At 50.7% G+C, this 25,259-nt stretch carries 21 protein-coding genes; 2 read left to right on the top strand and 19 right to left on the bottom strand.

Translation table 11 applies throughout. The features are described 5' to 3' along the window. Positions 1-102: 102 nt before the first annotated feature. The 17 genes from ACFOLF_RS32865 to ACFOLF_RS32785 all read right to left on the bottom strand — a co-directional run bounded on the left by ACFOLF_RS32865 (position 103) and on the right by ACFOLF_RS32785 (position 19,249). Entirely contained in the window at positions 103-1,311 is a 1,209-nt protein-coding gene (locus ACFOLF_RS32865; protein ID WP_210044055.1) for an MFS transporter, read from the bottom strand. A 482-nt stretch (positions 1,312-1,793) separates the two neighbouring features. Then, the gene (gene ltrA / locus ACFOLF_RS32860) at positions 1,794-2,960 is read right to left on the bottom strand and encodes a group II intron reverse transcriptase/maturase (RefSeq protein ID WP_210043988.1); all 1,167 of its coding nucleotides are present in this window, start codon (positions 2,958-2,960) and stop codon (positions 1,794-1,796) included. A gap of 924 nt (positions 2,961-3,884) precedes the next feature. Further along, positions 3,885-5,360: an ABC transporter substrate-binding protein gene (locus ACFOLF_RS32855; protein ID WP_210043989.1), complete on the bottom strand. Its 1,476-nt coding sequence runs from the start codon at positions 5,358-5,360 to the stop codon at positions 3,885-3,887. 129 nt (positions 5,361-5,489) lie between these two features. Further along, positions 5,490-5,891, bottom strand: a complete 402-nt coding sequence (locus ACFOLF_RS32850; protein WP_210043990.1) for a GNAT family N-acetyltransferase — start codon at positions 5,889-5,891, stop codon at positions 5,490-5,492. Between the two features lie 270 nt (positions 5,892-6,161). Next, complete coding sequence (locus ACFOLF_RS32845) at positions 6,162-6,737, bottom strand: cupin domain-containing protein (RefSeq protein ID WP_210044056.1); 576 nt, start codon at positions 6,735-6,737, stop codon at positions 6,162-6,164. A 69-nt stretch (positions 6,738-6,806) separates the two neighbouring features. Then, positions 6,807-7,649 (bottom strand): sugar ABC transporter permease, encoded by an 843-nt coding sequence (locus ACFOLF_RS32840; protein WP_210043991.1) that lies wholly within the window; start codon positions 7,647-7,649, stop codon positions 6,807-6,809. A gap of 1 nt (position 7,650) precedes the next feature. Next, positions 7,651-8,955, bottom strand: coding sequence for a sugar ABC transporter permease (locus ACFOLF_RS32835; RefSeq protein ID WP_379112613.1), 1,305 nt, complete (start codon positions 8,953-8,955; stop codon positions 7,651-7,653). Positions 8,956-9,042: 87 nt separating this feature from the next. Then, the gene (locus tag ACFOLF_RS32830; protein WP_210043992.1) at positions 9,043-10,380 is read right to left on the bottom strand and encodes an extracellular solute-binding protein; all 1,338 of its coding nucleotides are present in this window, start codon (positions 10,378-10,380) and stop codon (positions 9,043-9,045) included. Between the two features lie 344 nt (positions 10,381-10,724). After that, positions 10,725-11,792 (bottom strand): undecaprenyldiphospho-muramoylpentapeptide beta-N-acetylglucosaminyltransferase, encoded by a 1,068-nt coding sequence (locus tag ACFOLF_RS32825; RefSeq protein WP_210043993.1) that lies wholly within the window; start codon positions 11,790-11,792, stop codon positions 10,725-10,727. A gap of 78 nt (positions 11,793-11,870) precedes the next feature. Next, entirely contained in the window at positions 11,871-12,860 is a 990-nt protein-coding gene (locus ACFOLF_RS32820; RefSeq protein WP_210043994.1) for an MsnO8 family LLM class oxidoreductase, read from the bottom strand. Between the two features lie 102 nt (positions 12,861-12,962). Then, entirely contained in the window at positions 12,963-13,610 is a 648-nt protein-coding gene (locus tag ACFOLF_RS32815) for an HAD family hydrolase (protein WP_210043995.1), read from the bottom strand. A 39-nt stretch (positions 13,611-13,649) separates the two neighbouring features. Further along, the gene (locus tag ACFOLF_RS32810; RefSeq protein WP_210043996.1) at positions 13,650-14,213 is read right to left on the bottom strand and encodes a 5' nucleotidase, NT5C type; all 564 of its coding nucleotides are present in this window, start codon (positions 14,211-14,213) and stop codon (positions 13,650-13,652) included. Positions 14,214-14,546: 333 nt separating this feature from the next. Then, positions 14,547-15,752 (bottom strand): MFS transporter, encoded by a 1,206-nt coding sequence (locus tag ACFOLF_RS32805; RefSeq protein ID WP_210043997.1) that lies wholly within the window; start codon positions 15,750-15,752, stop codon positions 14,547-14,549. A gap of 71 nt (positions 15,753-15,823) precedes the next feature. After that, positions 15,824-16,105 carry an ArsR/SmtB family transcription factor gene (locus tag ACFOLF_RS32800; RefSeq protein ID WP_210043998.1) on the bottom strand — a complete coding sequence of 94 codons (282 nt, stop codon included), beginning with the start codon at positions 16,103-16,105 and terminating at the stop codon, positions 15,824-15,826. 91 nt (positions 16,106-16,196) lie between these two features. Next, positions 16,197-17,438, bottom strand: a complete 1,242-nt coding sequence (locus tag ACFOLF_RS32795) for a winged helix-turn-helix domain-containing protein (protein ID WP_210043999.1) — start codon at positions 17,436-17,438, stop codon at positions 16,197-16,199. Between the two features lie 141 nt (positions 17,439-17,579). Beyond that, complete coding sequence (locus tag ACFOLF_RS32790) at positions 17,580-18,710, bottom strand: stalk domain-containing protein (protein ID WP_210044000.1); 1,131 nt, start codon at positions 18,708-18,710, stop codon at positions 17,580-17,582. Positions 18,711-19,051: 341 nt separating this feature from the next. Further along, positions 19,052-19,249 carry a hypothetical protein gene (locus ACFOLF_RS32785; RefSeq protein WP_379112609.1) on the bottom strand — a complete coding sequence of 66 codons (198 nt, stop codon included), beginning with the start codon at positions 19,247-19,249 and terminating at the stop codon, positions 19,052-19,054. 309 nt (positions 19,250-19,558) lie between these two features. On the opposite strand from ACFOLF_RS32785, the gene ACFOLF_RS32780 reads away from it, so the two are divergent. Then, a complete protein-coding gene (locus ACFOLF_RS32780) occupies positions 19,559-20,728 on the top strand; it encodes an MFS transporter (protein ID WP_210044002.1) in 1,170 nt (389 codons plus the stop codon). 139 nt (positions 20,729-20,867) lie between these two features. Here the strand turns inward: ACFOLF_RS32780 and ACFOLF_RS32775 are convergent, their stop codons facing one another. Next, on the bottom strand, positions 20,868-22,328 hold the full coding sequence (locus ACFOLF_RS32775; RefSeq protein WP_210044003.1) for an MDR family MFS transporter: 1,461 nt from the start codon (positions 22,326-22,328) through the stop codon (positions 20,868-20,870). 139 nt (positions 22,329-22,467) lie between these two features. On the opposite strand from ACFOLF_RS32775, the gene ACFOLF_RS32770 reads away from it, so the two are divergent. Continuing rightward, complete coding sequence (locus tag ACFOLF_RS32770; protein ID WP_210044004.1) at positions 22,468-23,025, top strand: PadR family transcriptional regulator; 558 nt, start codon at positions 22,468-22,470, stop codon at positions 23,023-23,025. A gap of 142 nt (positions 23,026-23,167) precedes the next feature. Here ACFOLF_RS32770 and ACFOLF_RS32765 read toward each other — a convergent pair whose 3' ends face one another. Next, positions 23,168-24,385: an MFS transporter gene (locus ACFOLF_RS32765; protein WP_379112606.1), complete on the bottom strand. Its 1,218-nt coding sequence runs from the start codon at positions 24,383-24,385 to the stop codon at positions 23,168-23,170. Positions 24,386-25,259 lie beyond the last annotated feature (874 nt).

Below are 25,259 nucleotides of genomic sequence, written 5' to 3'. Positions count from 1 at the left end.
CATATATGTGCAGTTTATTTTGTTCACCTGCAAATCTTTGCTTTCAATGAATATGCACTAGATACCATATATATGGCTCAAGGAATGCCTCTTCCATATGAGCTACAGCGTTTGTGAATGATTTTGAGCGGTACGTTTTTTTTGAATGAGGGGAGCTAACAGAAGGGCACCCATTACAAGCAGGCAGCCGCTTGCGGCAAACACCGCAAGGAGAGAAAATGCATCCTTCAAATAGCCCGAAGCAGCCATGCCCACTACCATCATCCCCATAAATATCGGTGTAATCGCTCCCCCGACACGGCCGATCAGCGCACCCTCTGTATTGGTCATAATAAGCGTCTGGATGCCGACTTGAATACACGGATAAAATAATCCATTCATGATCTGCAGCACCAATGTCAATGCAATGAATGTCGATACACCAACTCCGATTGTACAAAAGGCAGTCACAAGCAGACCGGCCGCAAGCAAAACCTGCGGTTTGACCTTTTTTGCGATACCCATGATGACAATCCCGCCCGCCAGCATCGCCGCACCGTTCGCCACAAGCAGATACTGCAGGAACTCCTTGCCTTGTCCCAGTTTCTCAATCGATATAAACAGCATCAACGGCTGGATCATGCCTGCTGCAAGTCCCGTAGCTGCGAATGTTGCGCTCAGCGTTCGTAGCGGGCGATTGGTCCATAAATATCGAAGGCCTGTCATCATTTCCTGCATCAAACCCCCGGATCCGTTTGACTGCGGTTCATCCGTATCCCGCGGCAGCCGCGACAATATTAAAGCCGATCCCAGGAACATGATAGCCGTCAGGATGAGAGAAACCTGAATGCCGTACTGCAAAAAAACAAAAGTGCCGATAACCGGTCCCAGAACCGTAAACACAGCCACCAGGGACTGGGACATCGCCATAACGCCCTGCAGCTGTTCAGCAGGCACATGCCTAATATACAGCTTCATCGCGGAAGGCTGCGAGAATTGGGAGAGGCTTGCGGAAACAAACGTGCCCGCCAGCAGCGCATACCATGCGCCGCTCTCAAGTACAAGCAGCACGATGAATACAGACAGAGCAGAGATGAGATCGCTTCCTGCCATCGTTCGTTTGGGCTTCCATCGGTCAGCGAATGTTCCTCCAATGATGGCAAATATAAAGATCGGCGCAAATTCAACAACGGAAATGAGAGCTACATAGTGCGGGTTATTATTTGTCAAATCCGTTACATACAGCAAGATTGCAAAATTTCTGATCCAGATTCCAAGCTGCAAGAGTACTCTGGACAGGATGATGGTTCGTACATAGCTGTTTTGAAGCATTCTTTTCATTCCCTTTTTCTTCGATTTAACAGACATCGGCGGCCGACATCTATTCTTTTTAAGTTTATGCTGCTCCGGATCAGCACTTCGTTTCATTGCTGTGTCCCTGTATTCGCTGTGCCCTCCTGACTTATGATCAAATAAAGGACACGCCCGGAAAATTGAAGTTCACAAAAACCAAACAATCGATTCGATATAACGTAAATTATATAGACGTTTTGTTATATTGTCTATATATTTACCTGTTTTCCCGATCAATAAACAAGAAAACGATTCACATTTTTCAGTAAAACAACAAACAACTCCATCTATTGTTTGGTTTTTTGCTCAACGTAAGTAGGGTAAGACGGGGGATTACTCCCCCGGACTCCCCGTCAAACCGTGCATGCGGATTTCCCGCACACGGCTTTCCTTCGTCAGTTCCCCATCTTCAGGAGTGAGTTCTCATCATCCGTCACCGAATTGCATATTTCACTCCTGAATTAGGAACGCGTGGTGAGCAGGCTTGTCAGAAATACCATTCCCGCCATTTCCAAAACTTTATTGGGAATCAGCGCGTTTGAAACCGTGGACTTCTTCTTGCGCATAAAGGCTCTAACCTTCATTCGCGTCCATTCGTCCAGCCGTTGAAACTTTTTCCTTACATTCCCTATGCCAAAATAGTTACCAAATCCTCGGGCACTTTCATTGAGTTTCTTGAGCATTTCTTCAAGGTTGTTTCCTTGTTGTCTTCGGGTGGCTTGCCGGATTTTATCCTTGTACTTCTTCACTTTCGTATCGGGCACGATCAGATAATCCTTCCAGAAGTCGAATCCCAGAAAACGAAATCCGTCATCGAAATGCACGACCTTCGTTTTCTCCGGGTGCATCCGCAATTGCAATTCGTCCTCCAGGATGGTCTTTGCCGCTGCATATGCTTCTTCTGCCTGTTCCTTTGTTCTGCAAAGAATAACGGCATCGTCTGCATACCTTACCACGGCGAAGCCCTTCTCCTTCATCCCCCAGTCGAAATGGTTCAAGTACACATTCGCAAGCAATGGCGATAAATTGCCGCCCTGTGCAGACCCGATTTCCGTTTCATGGAACTGATCATCTTCCATGAATCCCGCCGTCAAAAAGCCGCGAATGAGCGTCAGTACTTTGCCGTCGGTTATTCTCTCCTGTACTTTCTCCATCAGTAATTCATGCGGAATTTCATCGAAGAAAGACATGATATCCAGGTCTACCACGTATTCATATCCGCCGCGTTTTGCACGTCGGATTGTATGGATTGCTTGGTGCGCCGAGTATCCTGCTCGAAAGCCGAAGCTGTAGTAGTAGAAGTCTTGCTCAAAGATTGGCTCGATGATTTGGCGTACCGCTTGCTGACATACGCGATCTCGGATTGTGGGAATGCCGAGCGGCCTTAATTTCCCGTTTTCCTTCTCGATGAAGTGTCGTCGCACCGGGTCGGGTTTGTACCGCCCTTGTTGCAGTAGCCGTTGGAGTTCCCTCAGGTTCAGGCTCACGTTCTTCCCGAACATCGCCATGCTTACGCCATCGATTCCGCCGCTTCCTTGATTCTTCTTCACCGACAGCCATGCTTTGTACAGGTTGTCCATTTGGTATACTTTGTCGATCAGGGTGTAGTATCGTCGTTTCGGTTTCATGGTGTTTCACCACCTTTGCCGCTACTCACCAAGCTGGTATTGTTTCCGCTACAGATGATCGATTCCTTGCTTGTTCCACGGCCGAGCAAATGCGTCTTAGGCGCTTTGCCAATCGCTCCTGTTTGTCCGCCGTGTACTCAGGTCGCCAGCAGCCCTCTATCCGTTGGCGTTCTTGCGCCATTGGCGGGACGCACCCACTTGCAGCTGCCCTCGTTGGTTTAAGGCGCTTACGATCTCCACTCACGCAAACGCACAGTCTTTGACGAAGCACGTCCCCTTTGCCGCTGTCTTCCCTCTTTTGAAGTGGAAGCAGGTTATGCGACTGCGATTTTTTTCCATCGCTTGCGCATACTCATCCGAGTTTTCCCCTCCAGACTGTTACCAGCTTTCATCGGCTCGGATTTACTCGCTACTACGGGACGATCCGCCATCTCGCAGCCCATCGATTCGGCTTTCCCCTTTAGGGTTATACCTCCCCTACCTTGTCGCGTTTGCGTCAAGGAATCTACGAGACTTCCCTCAGTTATCTGCACCTTCTATTCCATCCATCCCGACCCTAATCACGTCGATGAGTCTTACAGGTCATTTCCCTTTGTTTGTTTCCCTGCAAGATATGCACATTTGCATAGGCTTCCCCGTTTTGTTGGCGGGTCACCCTGCATCGCCGCCACCTCTGGTTCACCGCATTCCGGGCTGGACTTTGCCTGCAGGCCCTTCGGATTCCCCCTCGCGAGAGACACCCTGCCAATCCTACTCCACTGGAGTAGGACTTCTTCTTCGGCTACGGCACTTTAAAGGGTAAAGTTACCGAGTGGATTTGAACCACTTAGATTGTGCGACTGTGAGGCGCACAACAAAAAGCCACCATGAGCGGCGGCTTCGGGATTTATGATCTTCTGAAGGGCTTGCGGTAATCATGCGGCGTTACGCCGTGCACCTTGCGGAAAAGTCGGGCATAAATTCCTTCTCGACCAGGATGGAAGCCGCAATCTCCGCCTTGACCTTCCCGGGATTGAAGACGAACCCGAGCGCTTTGGATTTGTCGGCCTGCTCGTTGAAGCGGCGGTATTCTTCCCATAAGCCCGGATTCTCGTTATCCCATAAGTAGGAGTTCAACTGATTGCCGAACATCCATGGCTGGTTCAAATTGTAGCCGACCGTCTTGGCGTCCACGCCGGGAGGATATTCGATGACGTTGTTATCTTTCTTGATATAATGGACGCCCTCCACTCCCCAGTCGAGCAGGTTCAACAGATAGGGATCGGTATACAGCAAATTCAGCAGCATCATCGCTTTCTCCGGAAACCTGGCGCTTCGGGTAATAGCGAACATGGCGCTGGTCGTATCGGCTGTTGTCGTGTACGGCTTGGTCAGCTCCACGCTCACCATCGGGTAGCCCGTATCCCGCGAAGCTTGGATCTCAAAGCCGGGCTTGATCGACTCCGCGTAAGAGAATGCATTGCCTGCCTTGACGGCATCGTACTCGTTGTCCTTGGACGTGGTTGCATCCGCGTTCAGGTAGCCGGCACGGTTCCATTCATACATCAGCTTCACGTATTCCCTGAATTCGGCCGTCTCGGCCATATTCACAACCTCCGTCGTATTGCCGCTGCGGTGCAGCACGCCGGGGCCTTCGCCCAGCATATCGAATATGCCGTACTGCATCATGAAGGTGAGCGGGCTTCTGTCCGCCCGCACCTGCAGGGGAGCCATGACCGGCTCCTTCCTCCTGACCTCTTCGAAGACCGGGCCCAGATCAGCCAGCTTCCTGACCTGCGACAGGTCAAGATCCAGCCTATCCACGATATCCTGCCGCAGGACCAGCCCTTTGCTGGAGGCGAACTCCTTGTTCGTCACGATCCCGTAGAGGCTGCCATTGATTCTGCTCGCCTCCAGAATGGAAGGATCGAGAATTTCGCGAATCCCTTCCCCATACCGGTCAAGCAGGTCATCAAGCGGCAGATACCTGCCCTTCGCCACCTCATCTCCGAAGCGCATCCATCCCGCCGTGAAGAGGATATCGATCTGTTCGCCGGAAGCGAACATAAGGCCCGTCTTGTCCCACCAGGCACCCATGTCAATCGTGCGGATATCCAGTGCTGCATTGATTTTTTTCAACAAATACCGGTTAATCGTCTGCTCGACGAGTGCAAGATCCTTCGGCTCATTGCCGGCGGGAAATACCATGACCAGATTGTCCGGAGGACCTGCGGAATGGATTGCCGTCCCATTCGCGACCGATGCGGCGGCTGATTGAGCGCCTGACGTCATCGCCGGTTGTCTGCCGCTGCCGGAGCCGGGCCACTGCCCGCCCAGCATGAAATAAACGGTTAGGATTGAAGCGATAAGCACCATCGCAATCGCATATGTAAACGTTTTCCTTTTAGTCCTGTTGAACATCACGATCCCGCCCTTATATCACTTCGCTCCATCCACCCATCATACAATGCCCCTTCATGATACGGCTACTATAATTGTAACTCCATATGCTAAGATTGTGACTTTCGCCAAGTGCTGCCGGCTATTGTTCTACAACGTTAGTGACATGCCGTATAATTCCGGATACACAAGCTTAAAATCATGCTTTTGATAAAAGCCAAGGTTCGCCGCATCAGCCATTACGATAATATCGGCATCTTTCGGAGCGTTATGATTCAAGTATCCCTTGATCTCATGGATGATGAGCTCGTTCAGCGCCACATCCCGGAATGCGGGATTGACGATAATATCCACAATTTGAAAGGTACAGCCTCCATCGCCGATGACCCGGCCCATCCCCATAAGCTCCGATTCGTTGCTTCTTATGACTATTGAAAAAAGCGAATGGCTTAAAGCCCTCGCCGCCGCGGAGTCGTCCTTTGTGCTGAGGCCAGCAGCCGTTCTTAACGCATGATATTCCTTGACGTCCGGAGCTTCATAATAAAGTTTCATTTGGCATTCTCCTTTTTACCCAAAGTTTTTTTCTGCTCTTTTTTGCCCTGCTGCCTCTATTCTACAACACTCATGCAAGTGATAAGATTCCGCTCCGCGCTGCCTGAAGCTGCATGTAAATAGATGAAATAAGTTTATCGAGGCACTTTAAGCTTTTTCTGCAGAGATTATCCGGCTTGAATGAAAAAGAAACGAAAATCAGCCTGACGGCGAGATTCGTTTCTCTCTCAAGACCTATTCGGATTGCTACCTCCCCCGTATAGATGATTTCTATGCGTAGGGGCCGGTATAAATTGCTTGCTGGACGCCCATCGTATTCTGGAAGCATCCGGGGGGAGGCCCCAGAATGACAGATTCCCTGATTGGCGCTACCGCTTTGGCGTAATCCTCCTCATTGATGCAATAAGCCCGCTGCATCACTTCCTTGGGTATACTGCGCAGGAAATCCGATCCATAGACAATATCAGGAGTTGGCTGATCAAAAACAGTAAGAATATGAGCGTGGTCGGATTCGCAAATAATCCAGTGGAACCAGCCTTTGGGGAACAAGGACACCTGTCCCGGCTTCAGGCAATAGGTCATCAGCTTTTGTGTAAAGGGGTTGAAAACCGATGTAACCACTTCTCCGCTAATGACAATAACCATCTCCGTCACATTGGTATGCCAATGAGGCTGGACTATAATCCCCTTGCTCACATGGACGTTGAAAAAACCGTTTTTTATCGCGGGAAACTGCGGGCCGAACAGCTGGGTTATATAATTTTGCGGATCGCGTTTATAATTGAGCACCCGGTTGGAATCGGCCGCCAGGCTTAAGTCGGGGGATTGCAGAATTGCATCTGTCATCATGGTGTTCCTCCTTAATGGGTATCCGTCTATCCAATGTATGCCCGGAAGGGTTAAAACGAAACAACATTAACCTTTCGTGGCCCCGTCGGCCAGACCCGAGATGAGGAACCGCTGCAGCAGAAGGAATACCGTTGCAATCGGAATGGCAATCAGGATCGTTCCCGCCGCGAAAATAGTAAAGTTGTTGGCGAACTTATCATTGATGAAGTTATACAATCCCAGCGCCAAAGTGAATTTCTCCGGACTGCGGATAATAATCCGGGGCGTGAGAAAGTCGAAGAACGGCGCCATGAAGGTGAACAGGGCGACGACCGCGATGATCGGCCTTGCGAGCGGGACCAGTATGCGGAAGAATATCGTCAGATAGCCCGCTCCGTCCATTTTGGCGGATTCGTCCAGGTCGCGGGGAATCGTGTCCAGGTACCCTTTTACAAGGAATACGTTCATCGGCAGCCCGCCGAATACGTAGATCAGAATCAGGCCGGTAAACGTATCCAGCAGATTCACCGTATTGAAGAGCAGATAAATCGCCACCATTCCCATCAGCACTGGGAACATCTGCAGAAGCAGAAATGTATATATGCTGTTCTTCCGGCCGACGAACCGGAATCGCGAGAATACATAAGCGATAATGGACACGAGACAGACCGAAGCCAGGCCGTTCGCGAAGGCTACGATCAGCGTGTTTTTATACCAGAGGGTGTAGTTGCTCTGCGGATCTGCAAACAGCCAAATGTAATGCTCCAGCGACCAGTTGTCGGGAATAAGCTTCAAGGCGAACAGGCTCGTGCCGGGATTCAGCGACATGCTGAACGCCCACACCAGGGGATAGAGAATAACGGCGAACATAATCAGGACCACCAGGTAAATCCCCGATAATTCCACAGCGGATTTCAAGGAGCGCTTCATATCAGTACATATCCTCCTCTTTGAAAGAGCGGGTTTTGCGGAACTGGTAGAAGGCGAACGCCGCGACGACGAGGCCCATTATAATGGAAATGGCCGCTGCCATTTTGTAGTTGTTCTCATTGAAGGTCAGACTGTACACCCACGAAATCAGAATATCCGTGGCGCCCGAGTTCTGGCCCGGGACAGGCGGACCGCCTTTGTTGAACAGGTAAATAAGATTGAAATTGTTGAAATTGAACGAGTACTGCGTGATGAGCAGCGGCGCAGTCGCATATAGAACATGCGGCATCGTGATATAGCGGAATTTTTTGATGCGGGAGCCCCCGTCCACATCCGCTGCTTCGTACCAATCCTTGGAGATGCTTTGCAGCACGCCGGTAATAAGGGTGAATACATAAGGGAAGCCCAGCCATACCTGAATGCCGATTATCGCAAATCTCGCCCATAACGGGTCCGACAGCCACGGAATGACCAACCCGAAGCGGGAGAAAATATCCCGGTTGACGGCGCCGAAGGTATCGTTGAACATCGCCGTGAACACGAGGACGGTCATAAAGGAAGGCACCGCCCAAGGCAGAATGAGAACGGTGCGGATCGCCCGCTTGAATTTCACGCGGCTGTCGTTGACCAGCACGGCCAGGAAGAAGGCAAGCGTGATTTGCAGCGTTGTCGCGACCAGGGTCCAGACGACCGTCCAGGATAATACGGAGAGCAGGCTTTTACTCCAGACCGCTTCCGTGAACAAGGCCTTGAAGTTGGCGAATCCGACCCAATCCAGCAGATGCGCAGGCGGAGAGTTATACAGGTTATAGTTGGTGAAAGCGAGCGAGATCATAAACAGCAGAGGGAAAATAACGATCAGCGCCATCATAATAAAATTGGGGATAACGACGAAATACGGGAAGCCGTGCTCCCAGCTGTCCAGGAACGCCTGCCGTACGGACGGGGTGCGGATACCCTCCTGCCGCTTCCTGGCGTCCTTGTGCGCATCCAATAAATTGAGCGCATACAGCCCCAGGACAATGACAAGCAGTATTACGGATAAAATGCCCTGAACAAGCAGACTGCGGGAATCGTCCGTTTCCTGATTATCGCCAAGACTTATTAAGCCTGCGATGCCGTTGAATACCGGTACAGAGAGAGAATAGATCAGGCTCAAGCCCAGTATGAGGAGCAGAATCCCCTTGATCCAGCGGCGGTTGTACAGCTGCCCAAGACCCGGAATCAGGGATAGCATCGCGGCCATTGCCGGACTATGCTGGTTATAAGTGAGCGTATTCTGACCGGTTGCGCGCTTGATGTTCATGATGGTTGCACCTTTCATAGCTTTCGCAGTTAGAGGAAAAGAGACTGCGAAAGAGCCCCTTTTCCCCGCCTGCGGTTCGCAGTAACGTTATTTCACGCCGGCCATCTTCATCTTGTCGTTAATTAATTTAACCGCATCATCGAGCGAAGTTTGTGTATCCTTGCCGTCCGTGATGAATTTCAGGGCGTTCGCCATGGGATCCCATACATGATCGAGCTCAGGGACGGTCGGGAACGGCTGGCCGTATTGGATTTGGCTGGAGAATCCGGAAACCAGGGGATCTCCCGTCAATACAGGGTTGTTCAGCACAGTCTTCACGGGAGGTACCTCGCCCGTCTTCTTGAAGTATTCGAGCGCGTTCTCTTCGTTCGTCAGGAATGCGGCGAAGTCGCTTGCCCATTCCGGATTCTTGGAGAATTTGGACAGCATCCAGCCCTTGACGCCGATGAAGGAGGTCGGGTGAGCGCCGTCTTCAAGCGTCGGAAGCGGTGCTACCGCCAGGTCGTCGCCCAATGCTTTCTTGTAATCCGTAATGGCCCACGGTCCGTTGACAACGGCAGCCACTTTGCCTTGCGTGAACAGGCCGCCGACCGTATCGCCGTTGATGCCTTTAGGCAGATAGCCTTTCGTGAACCAGCTCTGGATCAGGTTGGCGCCCTTGACGGCTCCTTCCTTGTTCAAGCCGATATCGCTGATATCAAATATGCCTGCATTGTCCTTGAAAATATAGCCGCCGCTGCCGCCCAGAAGGCCCCAGGCAAAGTAGAAGTCAGTCGCGGCGAACAGGAAGCCGTACTCTTGCTTCTTGGCGTCCGTTTTCTCCTTCATGATCGTTTCAAGCTCGGCTATCATAGCCGGAGCCTGCGGGATCAGCTTCTTGTTATAGAATAACGCGTAGGTTTCAGTCACCAGCGGAAGACCATGCAGCACGCCCTCCTGGCTTAGCGCCTGCAGAGCTTCCGGCGTATACAACTCCTTGGCGGCATCATCCGTTTTGACCTCCTGCACGAGGCCTTTCACCACAAGACTGCCAATTCCGGGCTGATAGAACAGATCCGGACCTTTGCCGGCCGGCCCGTCAAGCGCCAGCACATCCGGCTGGTCGTTCATCGCCACCGGCTTGATATTGATCTTGATGCCGGTCTGCTCCGTGTATTTCCTGGCCGCCACTTCGATAACGGCAACCTTGTCGGCATTGTCATCCGGCCAGATCGTCAGCTCAGCAGGCTTAGCCGGCCCGGTGCTCTCAGCCTCGGTCCCGGCCCCGGCGGCATTCGCATCCGTGGACTCGGCTGGAGCCTCTGCCGTATTCGCAGGCTCCTGGGGACTGCTGCCGGATTCGGCATTGTTGTTCGTTCCGCCGCAAGCCGCCAGCGTTAACGCGACGAGCATCAGGCACAGTGTTACAATCATCTTTTTCTTCATGAACATGTTGGGGCTCCCTTCTCTTTGCATACCCGTTGATGTTGTCGCTCCCCGGTCATTGCCGGAGTTCTTGTATATCATTGTAAGACCCTGGCGAACCCCCAAACCACCAATCTCGTGACCTGAAAGGCTAAGATTGTGACTTGTCGATGGATATCGAACTCCGCTGCCATGAAACAGAAAAAAGCCGGGGAAACCCAGGCTTTTGGCGCCTTGGTTTCTCGCGGCTTAAAAAAAGAGCAGAATGATATATGGCATGATGCAGTTGGATAATTGGATGACACCGATACTGCTGTTTCAAAAAAAACCTTTCCCTAAAATTCCCTAGATGTTTACCGGACCGATCAGCTCTTGGCAATTCCCTTAATGAAACCAAATACGTCCGCTAAAGCATCCCTTTCGGGATAGTCATTCATTCTGTCGATGAACAGACGGCGTTCATTAAACAATTCCTTGACCCCGGCTGTTAAGGTCTCTGCGGATAATTGTTCTTCGTACAGCACTTTACTGAAGCCGGATTGGTGAAACGATTGCGCATTCAGCAGCTGGTCTCCGCGGCTCTGATTCCGTGTAAGGGGGATAAGCAGCATCGGCTTGCGAATAGCCAGAAACTCAAAGATCGAATTCGCGCCTGCCCGGGAAACCACCACATCCGACATAGCCAGAACATCTGCCAGCTCCTGATTGATGTATTCATATTGTCTGTACTCGCGAATCTGCAGGGATGGATCAAGCTGTCCTTTGCCGCAGAGATGCACGATATTAAAGGTTTGGGCCAGCTCTGTCAACGATTCGCGCACGGCTTGATTGATGGCTCTGGACCCCAGGCTGCCTCCCATGACAAGCATAACGGGCTTATTCGTACGGAAGCCGCAGAAATCCCTTCCCCTGCGGGCATTCCCCCGCTTGATCTCCTCACGGATAACAGCGCCGACATACCGGGCCTTGCCGCTCTTCAGGTGGCCGGCCGTCTCTTGGAAGGTCGTACAAATCCTGTCGGCAAAAGGCATGCACAGCCTGTTCGCCAATCCCGGCGTAATATCCGATTCATGAATAATAACCGGAACCTTGTTCAGCCAGGCGGCGAACACCACGGGCACCGATACGAAGCCGCCTTTGGAGAATAGGACATCTGGCTTGCTTTTTCGGATCAACCGATACGCCTGATACGCGCCATTTACCACCTTGAAAGGATCCTTCAGGTTCTGCAAATCAAAATAACGCCTCAGCTTGCCGGTCTTGATCGCATAATACGTGACATGCTGAATCGGAGTAACAAGCTGTTTCTCGATTCCCGTCTCCGAGCCCATGTATTCGACAGACCAGCCTGATTCAAGAAAACGCGGAATAAGCGCCAAATTTACCGAAACATGACCCGATGAACCCCCGCCGGTAAACAATATCTTTTTCAACCGCGTTCACCTGTGAAGAAGTTAATTCCCTCGTAACATGAACTTGAATCCTCCGGCACAACTCCACCCGGCTCAGAATTACCGGCCATTAAATCCACCTCTCTCTTTGTCTTGAGTCTGCAACCCGCCACTGCTCCACATACTGCGTGCAAGCAGTTCGAACGACCGGAGCCGCTTACGGTAATCGGGAATCATCGTGACCAGCATAAATTCATCCACCCCGTACTGGAGCGACATCTCCTCCAGCCGCATTGTCAGAGCTTCGGGCGTGCCTGCCAATAATTTGCGGGCTGCAAGCGCAGCAAGCTCTTCCGTGCTGATATTACTCTGGAACAAGCTCATACCGGCAGCTGCCAGCTCCCTGGCTTCTTCTTCCGTATCCGCACAAACAAAACCGACCGTTACGATCGTTCTGGGTCCGGGGCATCTGGGGGAAGGCTTGAACGCATTCCGGTAGGACTGCAGAACCTCTGCTCCATCCCGGTCGCTCATGAATTGGCCGAACACATAACCCATTCCAAACTCGGCCGCATAAGCCGCGCTCTTGCTGTTCGTTCCCAGCATCCACAATTCCGGCGGCTCCGGAGGGATCGGTCTTGCGGTTACCGGATAGCCGTCATATTCATAATTCTGCTCCAGCAGCTCGGTTATCGCTCTCAGCTTATCCGGTATCTGCGCTATATTCTCAATGAAATTGCCGCTTAACGCCATGCTTGCATGCGCCTGGCCGCCAGGTGCCCGGCCCATACCGAGATCGACACGCCCGGGGTACAAGCTGGCCAGCATATGGAAGGATTCCGCCACCTTGAGCGGCTTATAATGCGGCAGCAGCAGCGCTCCCGAGCCGATGCGGATGCGCCCGGTTCTCGCTCCGATATGGGAGAGGAGCACCTCCGGCGAGGTGCAGGCCAGACCCGGCATATCATGATGCTCGGCTGTCCAGTAGCGGGTGAAGCCAAGCCGTTCGGCTGTTTGGGCAAGCTCGGCCGCCTGGCCGAGCGCATAAGCGGCGTCCTTATTTTCGAATAAAGGTACAAGGTCCAGCACACTAAGCTTGATGGATGGCATGGTATTCACCCCTCCTGTTCTTCCATCTTCGTATTCCGTCTTCGTTAAGAAGAAACGGTTTTCTTATACTTTCAGTCCAGGGGAGCTCCCGCTTCCTTTCCATCATATAAATTGAAGAATGTCACGGATGTGCCCGATCCATCCTTCCGGGAAGACGCCTGCTTTATTCATATGTTCCAGCTCCGTCTGATAGGCAATAAAGGTCATTCCCGCCTGCTCCGAAGCCTTCCCGTCTATCCATGCATCTCCAACGGACAGCCATTCCTGCGGCTCCGTATCCGGATAAGCGTTCAGAAGATAGAGAAAACCGTCCGGCGACGGCTTCAGGCTGTTTACCATTTCCCTGCCTACAATATGATCAAAAAAATGCAAAATTTGATGATCCGAGAGCGCCTTATGCGCAGCCTGGCAGGCATTGTTGGTGACGACGGCCAAATGGAACCGGCCATGCAGCTCCTCCAGCAGCTTCGCGGCTCCCGGCTCAAGCTCGGCGCCCTCCATCCCAATCCATTCATGTCTGCTGACCGTGCTCCACATCTCCTCCATAAGCGCTGCGCTCATTGCCGATGTCCGGACAGCTGCCTGGATCAGGGTTGCGGTCGTATGGAGTGCCAGCGGAAAATCTTCCGGAAGAATTCCTTGGCTAGCGAGGAACCGGAAGGTCTCCGCCTTCATTAATGGAAAGTCGATATGTGACCGCAGCAGGGTATTATCCATATCAAACGCAATGCCTTTATATTTTGACTTCATGAGCAGCCTCACTTTATCGTCTTTCGTGAACCATGGACCTTATTCGGGCAGCAGGCTCTTCAATTCATCCCAATTCGTAATCCGTGGAATATCTACATGCCTGTTGTAGGAATTGTCTTTGACATAGACATTCATTGCTAAATCTGTGAGTGTCTCCAACACGGCAGGCTTATCGTCAAAATAATAATCCAATCCCAGCCTGCGGATAATATGCACCTTCTCGGTGTCGCTCATGCCGCAATAAAAGCGGCCCTCCTGTACCGGGAACCCCGCCTGAATGAGCCATTTCTTCGTTCTTTCGCAATGCTCGGCCGTCCGTGCGGTAATATAATAGACCTCGTGGCCTTGGCGTACGAGCTCATGCAGAGCCTCTACCGCATCCGGGAAAGGCGGACAAGAGGAATAATAAATTTCTTCCCTGCTGCTGTTCCACATTTGTTTTCCCTCTTCAGCCGTCATGCCGAACAGCTCATGGATGGGAATCATATTCAAAGTCTGAAACTTGTTCAGCGCTACCTGCCTGTTCAGCTTCTTATTGTAGAGATGAAAGGCATGTTCCCTTAAATTGATGAGTGTGTCGTCAACGTCAAAGCCAAATTTCATGCAGGGCTCTCCTTCTTCTGCTTCTTTTCCATTTAAGGTCATACTGTTATCTTATCAGAACTCTTTTCCATTTAGTATCGTAAGTGGAACCATAGTCAAATACCTCCAGTCTTCATCAGCAATAAAAGAGCATGCAGCCATCTCGCAGGAAAATGGCATGCATGCTCTAAAAGTGCGCCAATCGTTATTTTTCGATTCGACAAATGATCCTGATCATAAATGACGACCTCCGCCGCCTGTGTGCCAAGGGCGACACCGCTGATTTCAAGGAACAAGGCCCAGCCGTTTGAACGGCTGGACCTTGTTCAAGGTTTCTTGTCCGGTGGATGAAAATCAGGCGCCCAGCTCCTGCAGGCTTTTCTCCTCCACAGTCTTCTGGAGGGAAGCTGACCGGCTGCGGGAAAGTCTGAGCGATATGGTGGCAATACCCGCAGAGACGGCGACTCCCGCTGCTCCTATCCAGCTGATGGAGGCAAGTGAGCTCTGCTCGACGATGACTCCCCCAATTCCTGCACCTGCGGCCATGGCCAGCTGCAGCACGGAGCTGTTCAGACTAAGCATAATGCCGGAAGCCTCCGGAGCAAGCGAAATTAAGTGATACTGCTGGGTCGGCCCTGAAGACCATGCCGAGAATGACCAGAGCATAAGCAGCATGAACACGATAACGGGAGAATGGGCTGCGAGCGTCAGCAGCACCAGAGCCGCCGCATGAAACAGCATTCCGCCGATCAGGGTACGGGGAGCTCCCCATCTGTCCGTACTGAAGCCTCCGAGCTTGGATCCGATCAAGCTGAAGATACCAAAAGCGAACAGGCCGATGCTGACCCACTTTTCACTCATGCCTGTTATTTCAAGCAAAAATGGTGAAATATAAGTGTAAACGATGGAATATCCGCCAATCCAGAAGAAGGTCACGGTTAGAGCGATAGCAATTTTCGGCTGCTTCAAGAGCGCCAGCTGCTGCCGGATAGGGACAGGCTGCTCGCTCTCCGTTTGCGGAATGGTGAAATAAATCATGAGCATGGCAAGCAGCCCAAGAATGCCGATGCCTCCGAAGATCAACCTCCAGTCATAAGCGGAGGCGACTACCCTACCCAGCGGAACGCCGATAATGAGTGCGGTGCTGAAGCCCATAACGAGAGTGGCAATCGCGCTTGCCTGCTTTCCTGCGGGAGCTATCTTGGCGGCCACAGTCAGCGCCGTTACGACGAATACCCCGGTTCCAAGAGCCAATATGATGCGTGAGCCCATCAGAAAGCCAAACCCGGAGAAGGCGATGGCTACTCCGTTTCCGATCACGAATACAAGCAGCGAGTACAGGAGCAGCTTGCGCCTCTCCATTCGGGCCGTAACGCCCATCAGGAGCGGCGTGCCGAAAGCATAAGCAAGGGAAAAAACGGTGATGAGCTGTCCGGCTGCGGACAATGAAACGCCGATATCCGATGCCACTTTATCCAGTATGCCCGCAATGATAAACTCGGATGTGCCAACCAGAAAGCTTACAATCGCCAGCATGTATATTTTCCATGTATTCGACATGTTTTAAGTACCTCTCTCCACTTTGTTGATTTTTATATTTCTAAAAATATAGAAATTAGGAATAAAAAAAATTATGCCAGCAGATACGGCGCATATTTATGGGCCATCTCGTGGTTTACACTGTAATAAATATAGGTTCCATCCTTACGGAGATTCAACAAGCCGCAATCGGTCAACTGCTTCAGATGATGCGAGAGCGTCGAGCCGGCGACCGTCTCCAGCTTGCTTCCAATATCGGAGCAGCATAAATTTCTCTCTTCTGTAAGCAGCATGGCGATTTTGAGACGGGTCGGTTCGCCAAGAGCCTTGTATACCCGTACAGCCTGTCGTACTTCCTCCGTATCTTCAAGCATAAATATCTCCTCCTTTGTCTAAGCCTATATTTCTAAAAGCATAGAAATAAGATAGCACATCCGGACGGTGCAAGTAAATAGCTTTTGTTTATTAATTTTCCCGGAAAAACCGCTCTACCGATACGGTTGATGCCCCGTGTGCATGAGCAAACGCTTCGAGCTCCCTGTGCAGGTGTTGGCTAAGACGTTCCGTAAAGTCAATTTCCGGATCGATTTGCAATAATTGAACCGATAAATGTCTTTGCTTTTTATCCAGGCGCGGGTCCATGCGTCCGATCAAGCGGTCGCCGGCTAATATCGGCATCGCGTAATAACCGTATTTACGCTTGATGGCTGGCGTATAGATTTCCCACCGGTATTCAAAATCGAATAAATCCTCCAGCCTCTTGCGGCTCCACAATAAGTTGTCCAGGGGCGGAAGAAAGTGAATGGGCACATCATCATCTTCCCCGCTTGTCCGCACGCCATCTTCTTTCTGATGCACGGAGAAGCTTTCTACATCCGAAGCCAACAGGTAATAGTGCCGTTTAAGCCCTTCGACCTCGACAGGTACAACTTCTCCCGATTCAATGTACCGGTCGATGGCTTCCCGCCGTTCTTTTGCGCTTAACCGCTGCCAGCCAAGACGCGGGTCGCTTGGTTCAAATACTCTATAGGCTTGAAAATATTTGCGCAGCATTCTGTCATGCGCATGCGCTTCCGCGGGGTTGATTTGGTCGGCCAGTTGCTGCAGCGGGGCAGGGATACTGCGGCTGGTCACATCGAAAAGGCGCTGGTTTCCTTCTCTGCCGACAATTCTGATCTGCGCGGCGTCCATTAATAAATTAAGCGCATGGGACGTAGCCTTGGTCTTGGCGTTCACATTATCCCAATACCCGTATACCCGCTGTTCGGATTCGAACGACTTTGCCGGAAGCGGGCCTTCGCTCTCCAGCTTATGCAGCACTTGTTCAATGACCGGCTGAATCATGTCGATTGAAGCACTTGTCCGCTCCCGCAGACGCTGCCGGACCGGCTCAAAAATAGGATAATGTTCCATCGGAATAATACAGGCCGCGTTTGCAAAATATTCAAAAACCTCGTTTTCCCGCAGCAGCTCGTTTAGTATTCCCTGCTCATAACCGGCAATTCTTGCTGCCAGCGTCAAGTGCTGATTGGGACTGACGGCAGACACCGGATCGATTTGAACGCATTCCAGCTGTCTGATCACATCCATAACACGCTTGCGCAACTCTTCCGCAGAGCTTGCGCGTTCTTCCCGGGGATAAAGCAAAAGCTGCTTCTCAAGCAAAAATCGCCTGAGCGCCCGTTTTGTCGTCTGTATCGGTTTCATCCCTTCACCTCCGAATCGCATATTTTTTACAATACGGTATGTTATCGATTTCTGCAAATAAAAAAAGACCACACAGCAGGCATTTGCCGCATGTGTGATCTTCCTCTGATCCATAATAACTATAGTGCTGACATTCTAAAATTAACGTCTTGGAAAATATCCGATAAATTCCTTCGTATTAAAGTTGAAGGCGAGTGTAACGGGACCCAGCAGGGCATCCTGATCCGTGTTGTACGTTACCGTTACCAGCTTGCCGCCCGCGGCTTGAAGAGCTTCCAGACTTTTCTTCTGTGCATCTGTAGCGGCAAGAACTCCCGAGCCTTGAGCATCCACCAGTTCTACTTTGGCTTCATTTTGCTTCGTGGTCAGATGGGATTTGTCTTTAACCAGATGCCATGCCATTCCCCGGTACGCTTTGATCGCGTCCGCGGTCAAAACATTCGTGTTGTCCATCACATGATTGTCCAGTACAACCATATAGTAGAGCGGGCCTTCCGGCATTTTGCTGTCGGTGTAGTTCGGACCATAGTAGACACGTACTTTGTTTCCGACCTTCACATCTTCCCATTTAACCGCTTGCCCGTCTGGAGACAATACACTTGTTTCCTTGCCGGAATTTACGGTCAATGTTGGAATCAATGTGCCGCCTTTGGCTTCGCCAAACTGTACGACCCATCCATCAGCGGTATGCTTGACCGCTTGAATAACATCTTCACGGATCAGAGATTGGCTGCCGACATTAATTTGTGCGGCGTGGGATTCGACCGGAAAGGTCATCGCTACATTCGGACCGTATTGTACATCGATTTTCAGACCATTCTTGAGGTCTTTGGCGCTGATGGCTTTACCGGCACTATTCTTAATGACCGTATCCTTGTCCGCATAAAGGATTGCCCAGCTGTTGTCGCCTTTGCCAAGCATCTCGATCCGGTATTGTCCGTCAGCTGTTTGCTTGACGTCAACGATTACGCCCGTATTGCGCAAATATTTCACTGGAGCGACCACATCCGTTTTATTGATTGTTATAGAACGGTGACGCGAATCATAGTTCAACGTATATCCGAGCGCTGAAGCCTCGCTTTTGGCAGGCAGATAAACTTGGCCGTTGATAATGACCGGTTTCATGGAAGTAGCTTGTCCATTAACCGAGACTTTAATATCACTGCGCAGCAATCCGCTTACTTTATAGAAAAAACCTGAGGCGCTCGCAGCCGTCGTAACCCCGAGCAACCCAATCATCGTAATGAGTGCAACTTTCTTCTTGGTGTTCATTGTTATTGCTCCTCCTACCCCTTAAGGGTTATTTTTTTATGGTAACAAACACTCAGACGGCAGTGCCCGGAAAAAGGTTTCACTCGATAATAAAGTTATTATTTGGAAGAACACCTCCGGCTTCGACGTTAGTGCAAACGATCCCCGGATGGATTCTTGAGGTTAACCAGGTATGATATGATACAAATAATCCTGCAATGGTGCCGCCGTTTATGATTGGAAGGAAAGGAGATTATTTATAGATACCTTATCTGACCAGCAGTTTTCGAGGATCTCCCGCGCTCTGGCGAACCGCGGCGTTATCAAATGCTCAAAGAAATAGGAGCCTCCAAAGAGCCGCTTCACTGCAGTAGCTGCAGCAATCCCACCAGGTGAGTGCCCCCACCATCTCTCACCATATTAAAGAACTGGAGACCGCGGGCCTGATACAATGCATTCGCGAAGGCAAGTTCAAGAGCCTCATCCTCCAGCACGACGTGCTTCGTGCCTACCGTGATCAACTCTCGGAAATTTAATACGTATACTTCGTAATACCTCAAGGAGCCGCCGGCTCCTTTTTTTTGTGCCGCATTCAGGCATACCGATTTTTTGGTGAGCTGCATTAAAAATGCACTTGACGAATCTTTTTTTCAATGAGATAGTTATACATGCATCTAACAATTATACGGTTATCTAACTGACAAAAAAGGAGGATGTCTCGACGTGATCAAGCTGTTTGTACAGCGTTAGCGACTTCAAGAGCTGGCGCCATAACCAAAGGAATCATTCTGCACGCGATCAAATTGATCATACCGGGATTTCCCTGACTTGTTTTACCATTCCAGATCTCCAGGAGATGAAATAAAAACGTGATTAAATCTAAAGCTTTAATTGTATACATTCTCGCTTTCGGTATTTTCGGCATTATCAATACTGAGATGGGCATAATCGGCATTCTGCCTCTGATTGCCGAGAACTTTGAGATAAGCGTATCCCAGGCAGGTCTGCTTGTCAGTCTTTTCGCACTGGCTGTAGCTATAGCCGGGCCGTTCCTGCCATTGCTTTTCTCGGGAATGAACCGCAAGTCGGCCATGTTATTGGTACTCGGATTGTTCGTCGCCACCAATGTCATTTCTATTTTTGCCCCTAACTTTACCATTGCCTTGATCGCCCGAGTTATTCCTGCATTCCTGCATCCCGTATATTTCTCGGTAGCCTTTACGGCAGCCGCCAGTTCCGTCAGCAAGGATCAGGCTCCCAAGGCCATATCCAGAGTATTTATGGGCGTTACTGCCGGAATGGTAATCGGGATACCGATCACGTCTTTAATCGCAGAAGTATCATCGCTGGAAATAGCCATGTTATTCTTTGCGATCGTTAATGCGGCCGCGTTTGTGGCCATCCTTATTTTCGTTCCGTCTATGCCGGTAACAGAAAGACTATCCTACGGGACACAGCTCGGCGTCTTGAAAAAACCTCTTACCTGGATTGCCATTGCAACCGTCATTTTTATTAATTCCGGCATGTATGCTGTTTACAGTTTTTTTGCCGAGTACATGGATGCCGTCACCCGCATGACCGGAGGTCAAGTCAGCCTTATGCTGGTTTTATTCGGCGCAACTGGCATTGCGGGCAATATTCTTGCCGGTAAATTGCTGACTAACAATGCCATGAAAACAGCAATTGTATTTCCTTTCGTGTTTGGAGCCATCTATCTGCTCGTCTATTTTTTGGGGAATTTCACGGTTCCGATGGCGGTTCTTATTGCGTTTTGGGGCGTTCTATTCACCTTTGGACTCAATATTTCGCAATACTGGATTACTTCTGCAGCTCCGGAAGCACCGGATTTCTCGAACGGCTTGTTCGTCGCTTTCGCTAATTTAGGCGTTACGGTCGGTACGTCGGTCGGCGGTTTATTTATTTCAGGAATGGGAACACGGCATGTCATATGGGCCGGAATGATTTTCCTTGTGCTTGGTTTATTGACCATTATGCTGAGAACCTCGATTTATCATCCCAAAAAAGTGAAAACCGTTTAAAGCATCATCTTGGCAAATCAGTATTTCCCTTCACTATCCGGTTGAATTTCATAAGGAAATCGCCTTATTGTCTTCCTGACATCCCACAAAATAAAGGCCGTTCCTCAATTGGAACGGCCTTATCTTCATGATATGAAACTTATGATTGAACAGCTTTCTTCTGACTCAATACCGACTTGGCCCTGCTTTGCCGGATAAAATAACTGAGCGGCAGAGCGGCAAGCACGATCACGGTAGCGATGAGATAGACGTCGTCGATACTCATCGTATAAGCCATACCGGGGATTTGCAGCTTGTCGGTCGTGCCGCCGGCTGCAAGCTCCGAAGCATGTTTGCCGGATTGGGAGGAAAGCAGCGAAGTAAACAGCGCAATTGCGAACGAACCGAATACATTGCGCAGCCAGTTGGAGATGGAAGATGCGTGACCGCTGAGTTCCGGCGGAATCTCCTCCATGCCGGCATTGCTTGCGGGCATGATCATCAGCGAAACTCCCACATTGCGTACGATCATCCAGAACAGAATATAGCCATGCGAGATGTCGACGCTGAGCCAGCTGAGCGGCAAACTGCCGCCTGCGAGCAGCACGGTGCCGACAATTAACAGCACCCGCGGGCCAATTTTGGCGTACAGCTTGCCGGTAAACATCGTAATGACCGCCATCATAAGCGAGGCCGGAAGCAGAACAAGACCTGTGTCAAGCGGTGTGACCTTCTGTACATTTTGCAGAAAAACGGGTGTCAGCAGCGTGCCGGAATAAAAGCTGATCGTCGTAATGCACAGAATGGCCGACGTTAAGGTGAACCGTGCATTCTTCAGTACACGCAGTTGAAGCAGCGGCGATTGCGCAGTAAGCTCACGCCAGATGAACAGGACCAGAAATACAAGGCCCCCTCCAAGCAGCAGCAAGGTCTTCGCCGAGCCCCAACCCCATGAATTTCCTTGCGACAACGCAACAAGAATAGTGGAGCTGCTGATAATGACCGTAATCAGTCCGATGAGATCAAGCTTCTTGGGAACATTAAGCCGGTAATAAGGTATAAACACAAGAACCATGGTGATGGCAATCAGTCCGAACGGCACGTTCACCCAGAACAGCCACTGCCAGGTGAAATGCTGGAGCATCCACCCCGCGAAAGTCGGCCCGATTGCCGGAGCAAGACTCGTTGCAGCTGCCCAAAGGCTTATGGCGACCGGCTGTTTTTCCCGCGGGATAATCTGATAAATGATCGCCATGGCGGTTGGAATAACCACGCCGCAGAAAGCACCCTGCAGAATTCGGAAAGCAATCAGCACCGGAGCATTCCACGATATCGCACAAAGTATGGAAGCAACCGTCATCCCGATGAGCGCGGTTAGAAATAAACGTTTATAGCTGAACCTCTCGCCAAAATATCCCGTCACCGGAGCGAAAGTGCCCATTGCAAGCATAAATCCGGTCAGCGTCCATTGGACAACGCTGAGCTCAGAGGCAAATTCCTGCTGCAGCACCGGAATAACGATATTGATCGTACTAACGTTCAGGACAGAGACAAAACTGCCAAAAAATATAGCCAAAATAATGGGAGTAGTCTTGATCTGCCTGCCTTCTTCCTGATGCATCGGATACTCTCCTCGCCCTTGTTAGTATGTTGATTTTCACATATAATCAACTGTAGGCAACATCATAACTCCATATCTACTGTTATGTCAATATTAACATATCCTTTACAAGCTAAAATTTTTATTAGGGGATGAATGTATGAGTATAAACACACTTTCATATGGCCTGCTCAGCGCGATTTCTACCGATTCATGCTCCGGGTATGACCTTATAGCGCGAATGAAGCTTTTCTGGAAAGCTGACCATAGTCAGATCTACCCCCTTCTCGCCAAATTGGTGGATAAGGGTTATGTCCGTTTTGAAACCATGCAGCAAACCGGTAAACCGGACAAAAAAATATACTTTATAACCGACAGCGGCTCGGAAGTCTTGAGAAATTGGATGGCTGAACCAACAGCCGAGCCCGTGATCCGCGATGAGTTTGCTTTGAAAATGTACAGCATCCGGATGTTTGACGACGAACAGGCTGTGCGGCTGCTGGAGGAAAGGCGCACGCTGTATGAGCAGCGGTTGGCGGAGCTGGAAGAAACAGCGGAGAAGATCAGGATCAAGCGCGCAAGGCTCGCCGAGGAAGGAAACGAGCCGGGATCGCATGTATTAGGCGCTTATTTTCTGTTCGACCGGGAAATACGAAATGCGCAAACGGAGCTGCAATGGTGTGATTGGGCATTGGAGACCATACGTCAGGGGATATAAGGGCTGCCTGTCGGCCCTCTTTTTGCTATGGAAGCAATGATGAATAAATTTCCGACGAAGTCTCCGCTTCGATGCCCATTGAGTCTGGAACAGGATGATTGAAAGTGAATACATCCCCATCCCTCGAAAAGACCTCCAAGATTTATACTGTATCGGGATCCGTCCCCTTCGTTTCCTTCCCCAGGAACAAGATCGCAAGAGCTCCGATGACAATGGCGATGAAAAATATCATAAACACCGTCGTAATGGCAGTCCCGCCGGCCACGAGAATTCCGACCAGATAAGGGCCGATCACTCCGCCAATACGCCCGAAGGAGGCGGCAAAGCCTACTCCGGTCGCCCGGACGGAGGTCGGATACAGCTCCGGCGTGTAGGCATACATCGCACCCCATGCCCCGAGATTGAAGAAGGACAGGCTGATGCCGGCCCCCAGAATCATACCGGTTGTATCCGCATTACTGAACCATACAGCGCTCACAGCCGTCAGCAGCAGGTATGTAACGAGTACGAATTTCCGTCCGAATTTCTCGATGAAGTAAGCGGCTGTAAAGTAACCGGGCAGCTGGGCGAGGGTAATAATCAGGACATATTGAAAGCTTTTGACCAGATCAAAGCCCTTCAGCACCATAACGGTCGGCAGCCATAGAAATATCCCGTAATAGGAAAAGACGACAGTGAACCATAAAATCCAGAGCGCAATCGTCGATTTTCTGTATTTTTGCGACCATAAGGAGCTCATCCTTTCCTTTAGCGAAAGCTTCCTGTTCCGCTGCTCCAAAAAACGCGGCGAGTCCTGAATAGCTCTTCTGAGGTAGAGAGCATACAACGCGGGCAATGCGCCGATGACCAATGCGATTCTCCAGCCGTATACCGGAATGATGAAATAGGATATCAGCGCAGCCAGAATCCAGCCGCCCGCCCAGAAGCTCTCCAGCAGGACTATAGCTCTTCCTCTTTCCTTTGCGGGAACCGATTCGGATACCAAAGTCGAGGCTACCGGAAGCTCCCCGCCAAGCCCGAAGCCTGTAACGAAGCGCAGAATACAAAGCATCACAAAACCCGTCGCGAGCGCGGATAGCCCGCTGGCGGCAGAGAAAATAAGCAGGGTCCACAGCAGAATCGTCCTGCGCCCGAAACGGTCCGCCAGTGAACCGGCCACGGCTGCGCCTGCAGCCATCCCGATGGAATTGATGGCCGTCAATAAACCGACCTGTTGGGCTCCAAGCTGCCACTCTACGCTTAGCGCGGCTACGATAAACGAAAGCAAGCCCACATCCATCGCATCAAACAGCCAGCTCAAGCCTGCACTGAACAGCAGATTGCGTTGTTTTTTATCCTGAAGCAGAGTTGGTTGGTTCAAGCCGCATCATTCCCCCTTAAACGCGATTTACGGTTATCGTCCATTTGCCGGTCGCTGCAATGGTGGACAGCCTTTAATTCAAAATTCATCACCGAAAAATTTAGCGCCATTCTATTCGGACGATGCTTGAAACAAATTTCATATTTCCTGACTCACTGCTTGGAATACCACTTTGGCAAGGAAATCCCTGCTTTCGCTCCTGCCATAGGCCGGACAACTTTGAGAAGAACCCAACAAACACATCATGTGTTTACAACCGCAAACGAACCCGCTGCTCCCGTTTTTTTTCGTGCACACTCACTTACTTAACGTATATCCAAATTCCGGTCTTGGCGACACAGGCTCTTGGTCCAGGCGACTCCAACAAGGAAAAACCTTACTCCAGCACAGTTATTGCGTCCGCAATGCCCAGATGACTGCTCCAGCCAGGAAAATCCTTTTTGCACTCTCTCCACCCCCGGTCCGGGCGACTCCAACAAGGAAAAACCTTACTCCAGCTCAGTTATTGCTTCCGCAATGCCCAGATGACTGCTCCAGCCAGCAAAATCCTTCTTGCACTCTCTCCACCCCCGGTCCGGGCGACTCCAACAAGGAAAAACCTTACTCCAGCGCCGCTACATTCGCTGTTTCCTTGTTTGCACGTAAAATCGCACATAACGCGCACACCGATCTTGTCCCGCATAATGCCCATCAGACGTCGCCTTTTACTATTCCTATTTTTAGTATTCCTTAAAAAGGGAATTTCAACAAAGCTTAACCAAACTTCGTTCAATCAAGAGCGGCAAGGCGGACCAGTTGAACAGCAGGACTGGTTTTCCCATATGCTCGTAATTCACGCCTCTCAGGGCAGGAGCTGACGGTACCCGAATTACAA

This window comes from Paenibacillus sepulcri (assembly GCF_042647105.1).
GTDB lineage: Bacteria > Bacillota > Bacilli > Paenibacillales > Paenibacillaceae > Paenibacillus_Z > Paenibacillus_Z sepulcri.
The sequence above is the reverse complement of the archived record's forward strand: the minus strand, read 5'-3'. Positions and strand labels throughout refer to the sequence as shown.

Excerpts from the sequence above, each read along its gene's own strand:
- ACFOLF_RS32795 (WP_210043999.1), bottom strand. The coding sequence starts at position 17,438 with ATGAAACCGATACAGACGACAAAACGGGCGCTCAGGCGATTTTTGCTT.
- ACFOLF_RS32770 (WP_210044004.1), top strand. The coding sequence starts at position 22,468 with ATGAGTATAAACACACTTTCATATGGCCTGCTCAGCGCGATTTCTACC.
- ACFOLF_RS32800 (WP_210043998.1), bottom strand. The coding sequence starts at position 16,105 with ATGCTTGAAGATACGGAGGAAGTACGACAGGCTGTACGGGTATACAAG.
- ltrA (WP_210043988.1), bottom strand. The coding sequence starts at position 2,960 with ATGAAACCGAAACGACGATACTACACCCTGATCGACAAAGTATACCAA.
- ACFOLF_RS32855 (WP_210043989.1), bottom strand. The coding sequence starts at position 5,360 with ATGTTCAACAGGACTAAAAGGAAAACGTTTACATATGCGATTGCGATG.
- ACFOLF_RS32845 (WP_210044056.1), bottom strand. The coding sequence starts at position 6,737 with ATGACAGATGCAATTCTGCAATCCCCCGACTTAAGCCTGGCGGCCGAT.
- ACFOLF_RS32840 (WP_210043991.1), bottom strand. The coding sequence starts at position 7,649 with ATGAAGCGCTCCTTGAAATCCGCTGTGGAATTATCGGGGATTTACCTG.
- ACFOLF_RS32820 (WP_210043994.1), bottom strand. The coding sequence starts at position 12,860 with ATGCCATCCATCAAGCTTAGTGTGCTGGACCTTGTACCTTTATTCGAA.
- ACFOLF_RS32850 (WP_210043990.1), bottom strand. The coding sequence starts at position 5,891 with ATGAAACTTTATTATGAAGCTCCGGACGTCAAGGAATATCATGCGTTA.
- ACFOLF_RS32790 (WP_210044000.1), bottom strand. The coding sequence starts at position 18,710 with ATGAACACCAAGAAGAAAGTTGCACTCATTACGATGATTGGGTTGCTC.
- ACFOLF_RS32805 (WP_210043997.1), bottom strand. The coding sequence starts at position 15,752 with ATGTCGAATACATGGAAAATATACATGCTGGCGATTGTAAGCTTTCTG.
- ACFOLF_RS32815 (WP_210043995.1), bottom strand. The coding sequence starts at position 13,610 with ATGAAGTCAAAATATAAAGGCATTGCGTTTGATATGGATAATACCCTG.
- ACFOLF_RS32775 (WP_210044003.1), bottom strand. The coding sequence starts at position 22,328 with ATGCATCAGGAAGAAGGCAGGCAGATCAAGACTACTCCCATTATTTTG.
- ACFOLF_RS32830 (WP_210043992.1), bottom strand. The coding sequence starts at position 10,380 with ATGAAGAAAAAGATGATTGTAACACTGTGCCTGATGCTCGTCGCGTTA.
- ACFOLF_RS32835 (WP_379112613.1), bottom strand. The coding sequence starts at position 8,955 with ATGAACATCAAGCGCGCAACCGGTCAGAATACGCTCACTTATAACCAG.
- ACFOLF_RS32810 (WP_210043996.1), bottom strand. The coding sequence starts at position 14,213 with ATGAAATTTGGCTTTGACGTTGACGACACACTCATCAATTTAAGGGAA.
- ACFOLF_RS32865 (WP_210044055.1), bottom strand. The coding sequence starts at position 1,311 with ATGCTTCAAAACAGCTATGTACGAACCATCATCCTGTCCAGAGTACTC.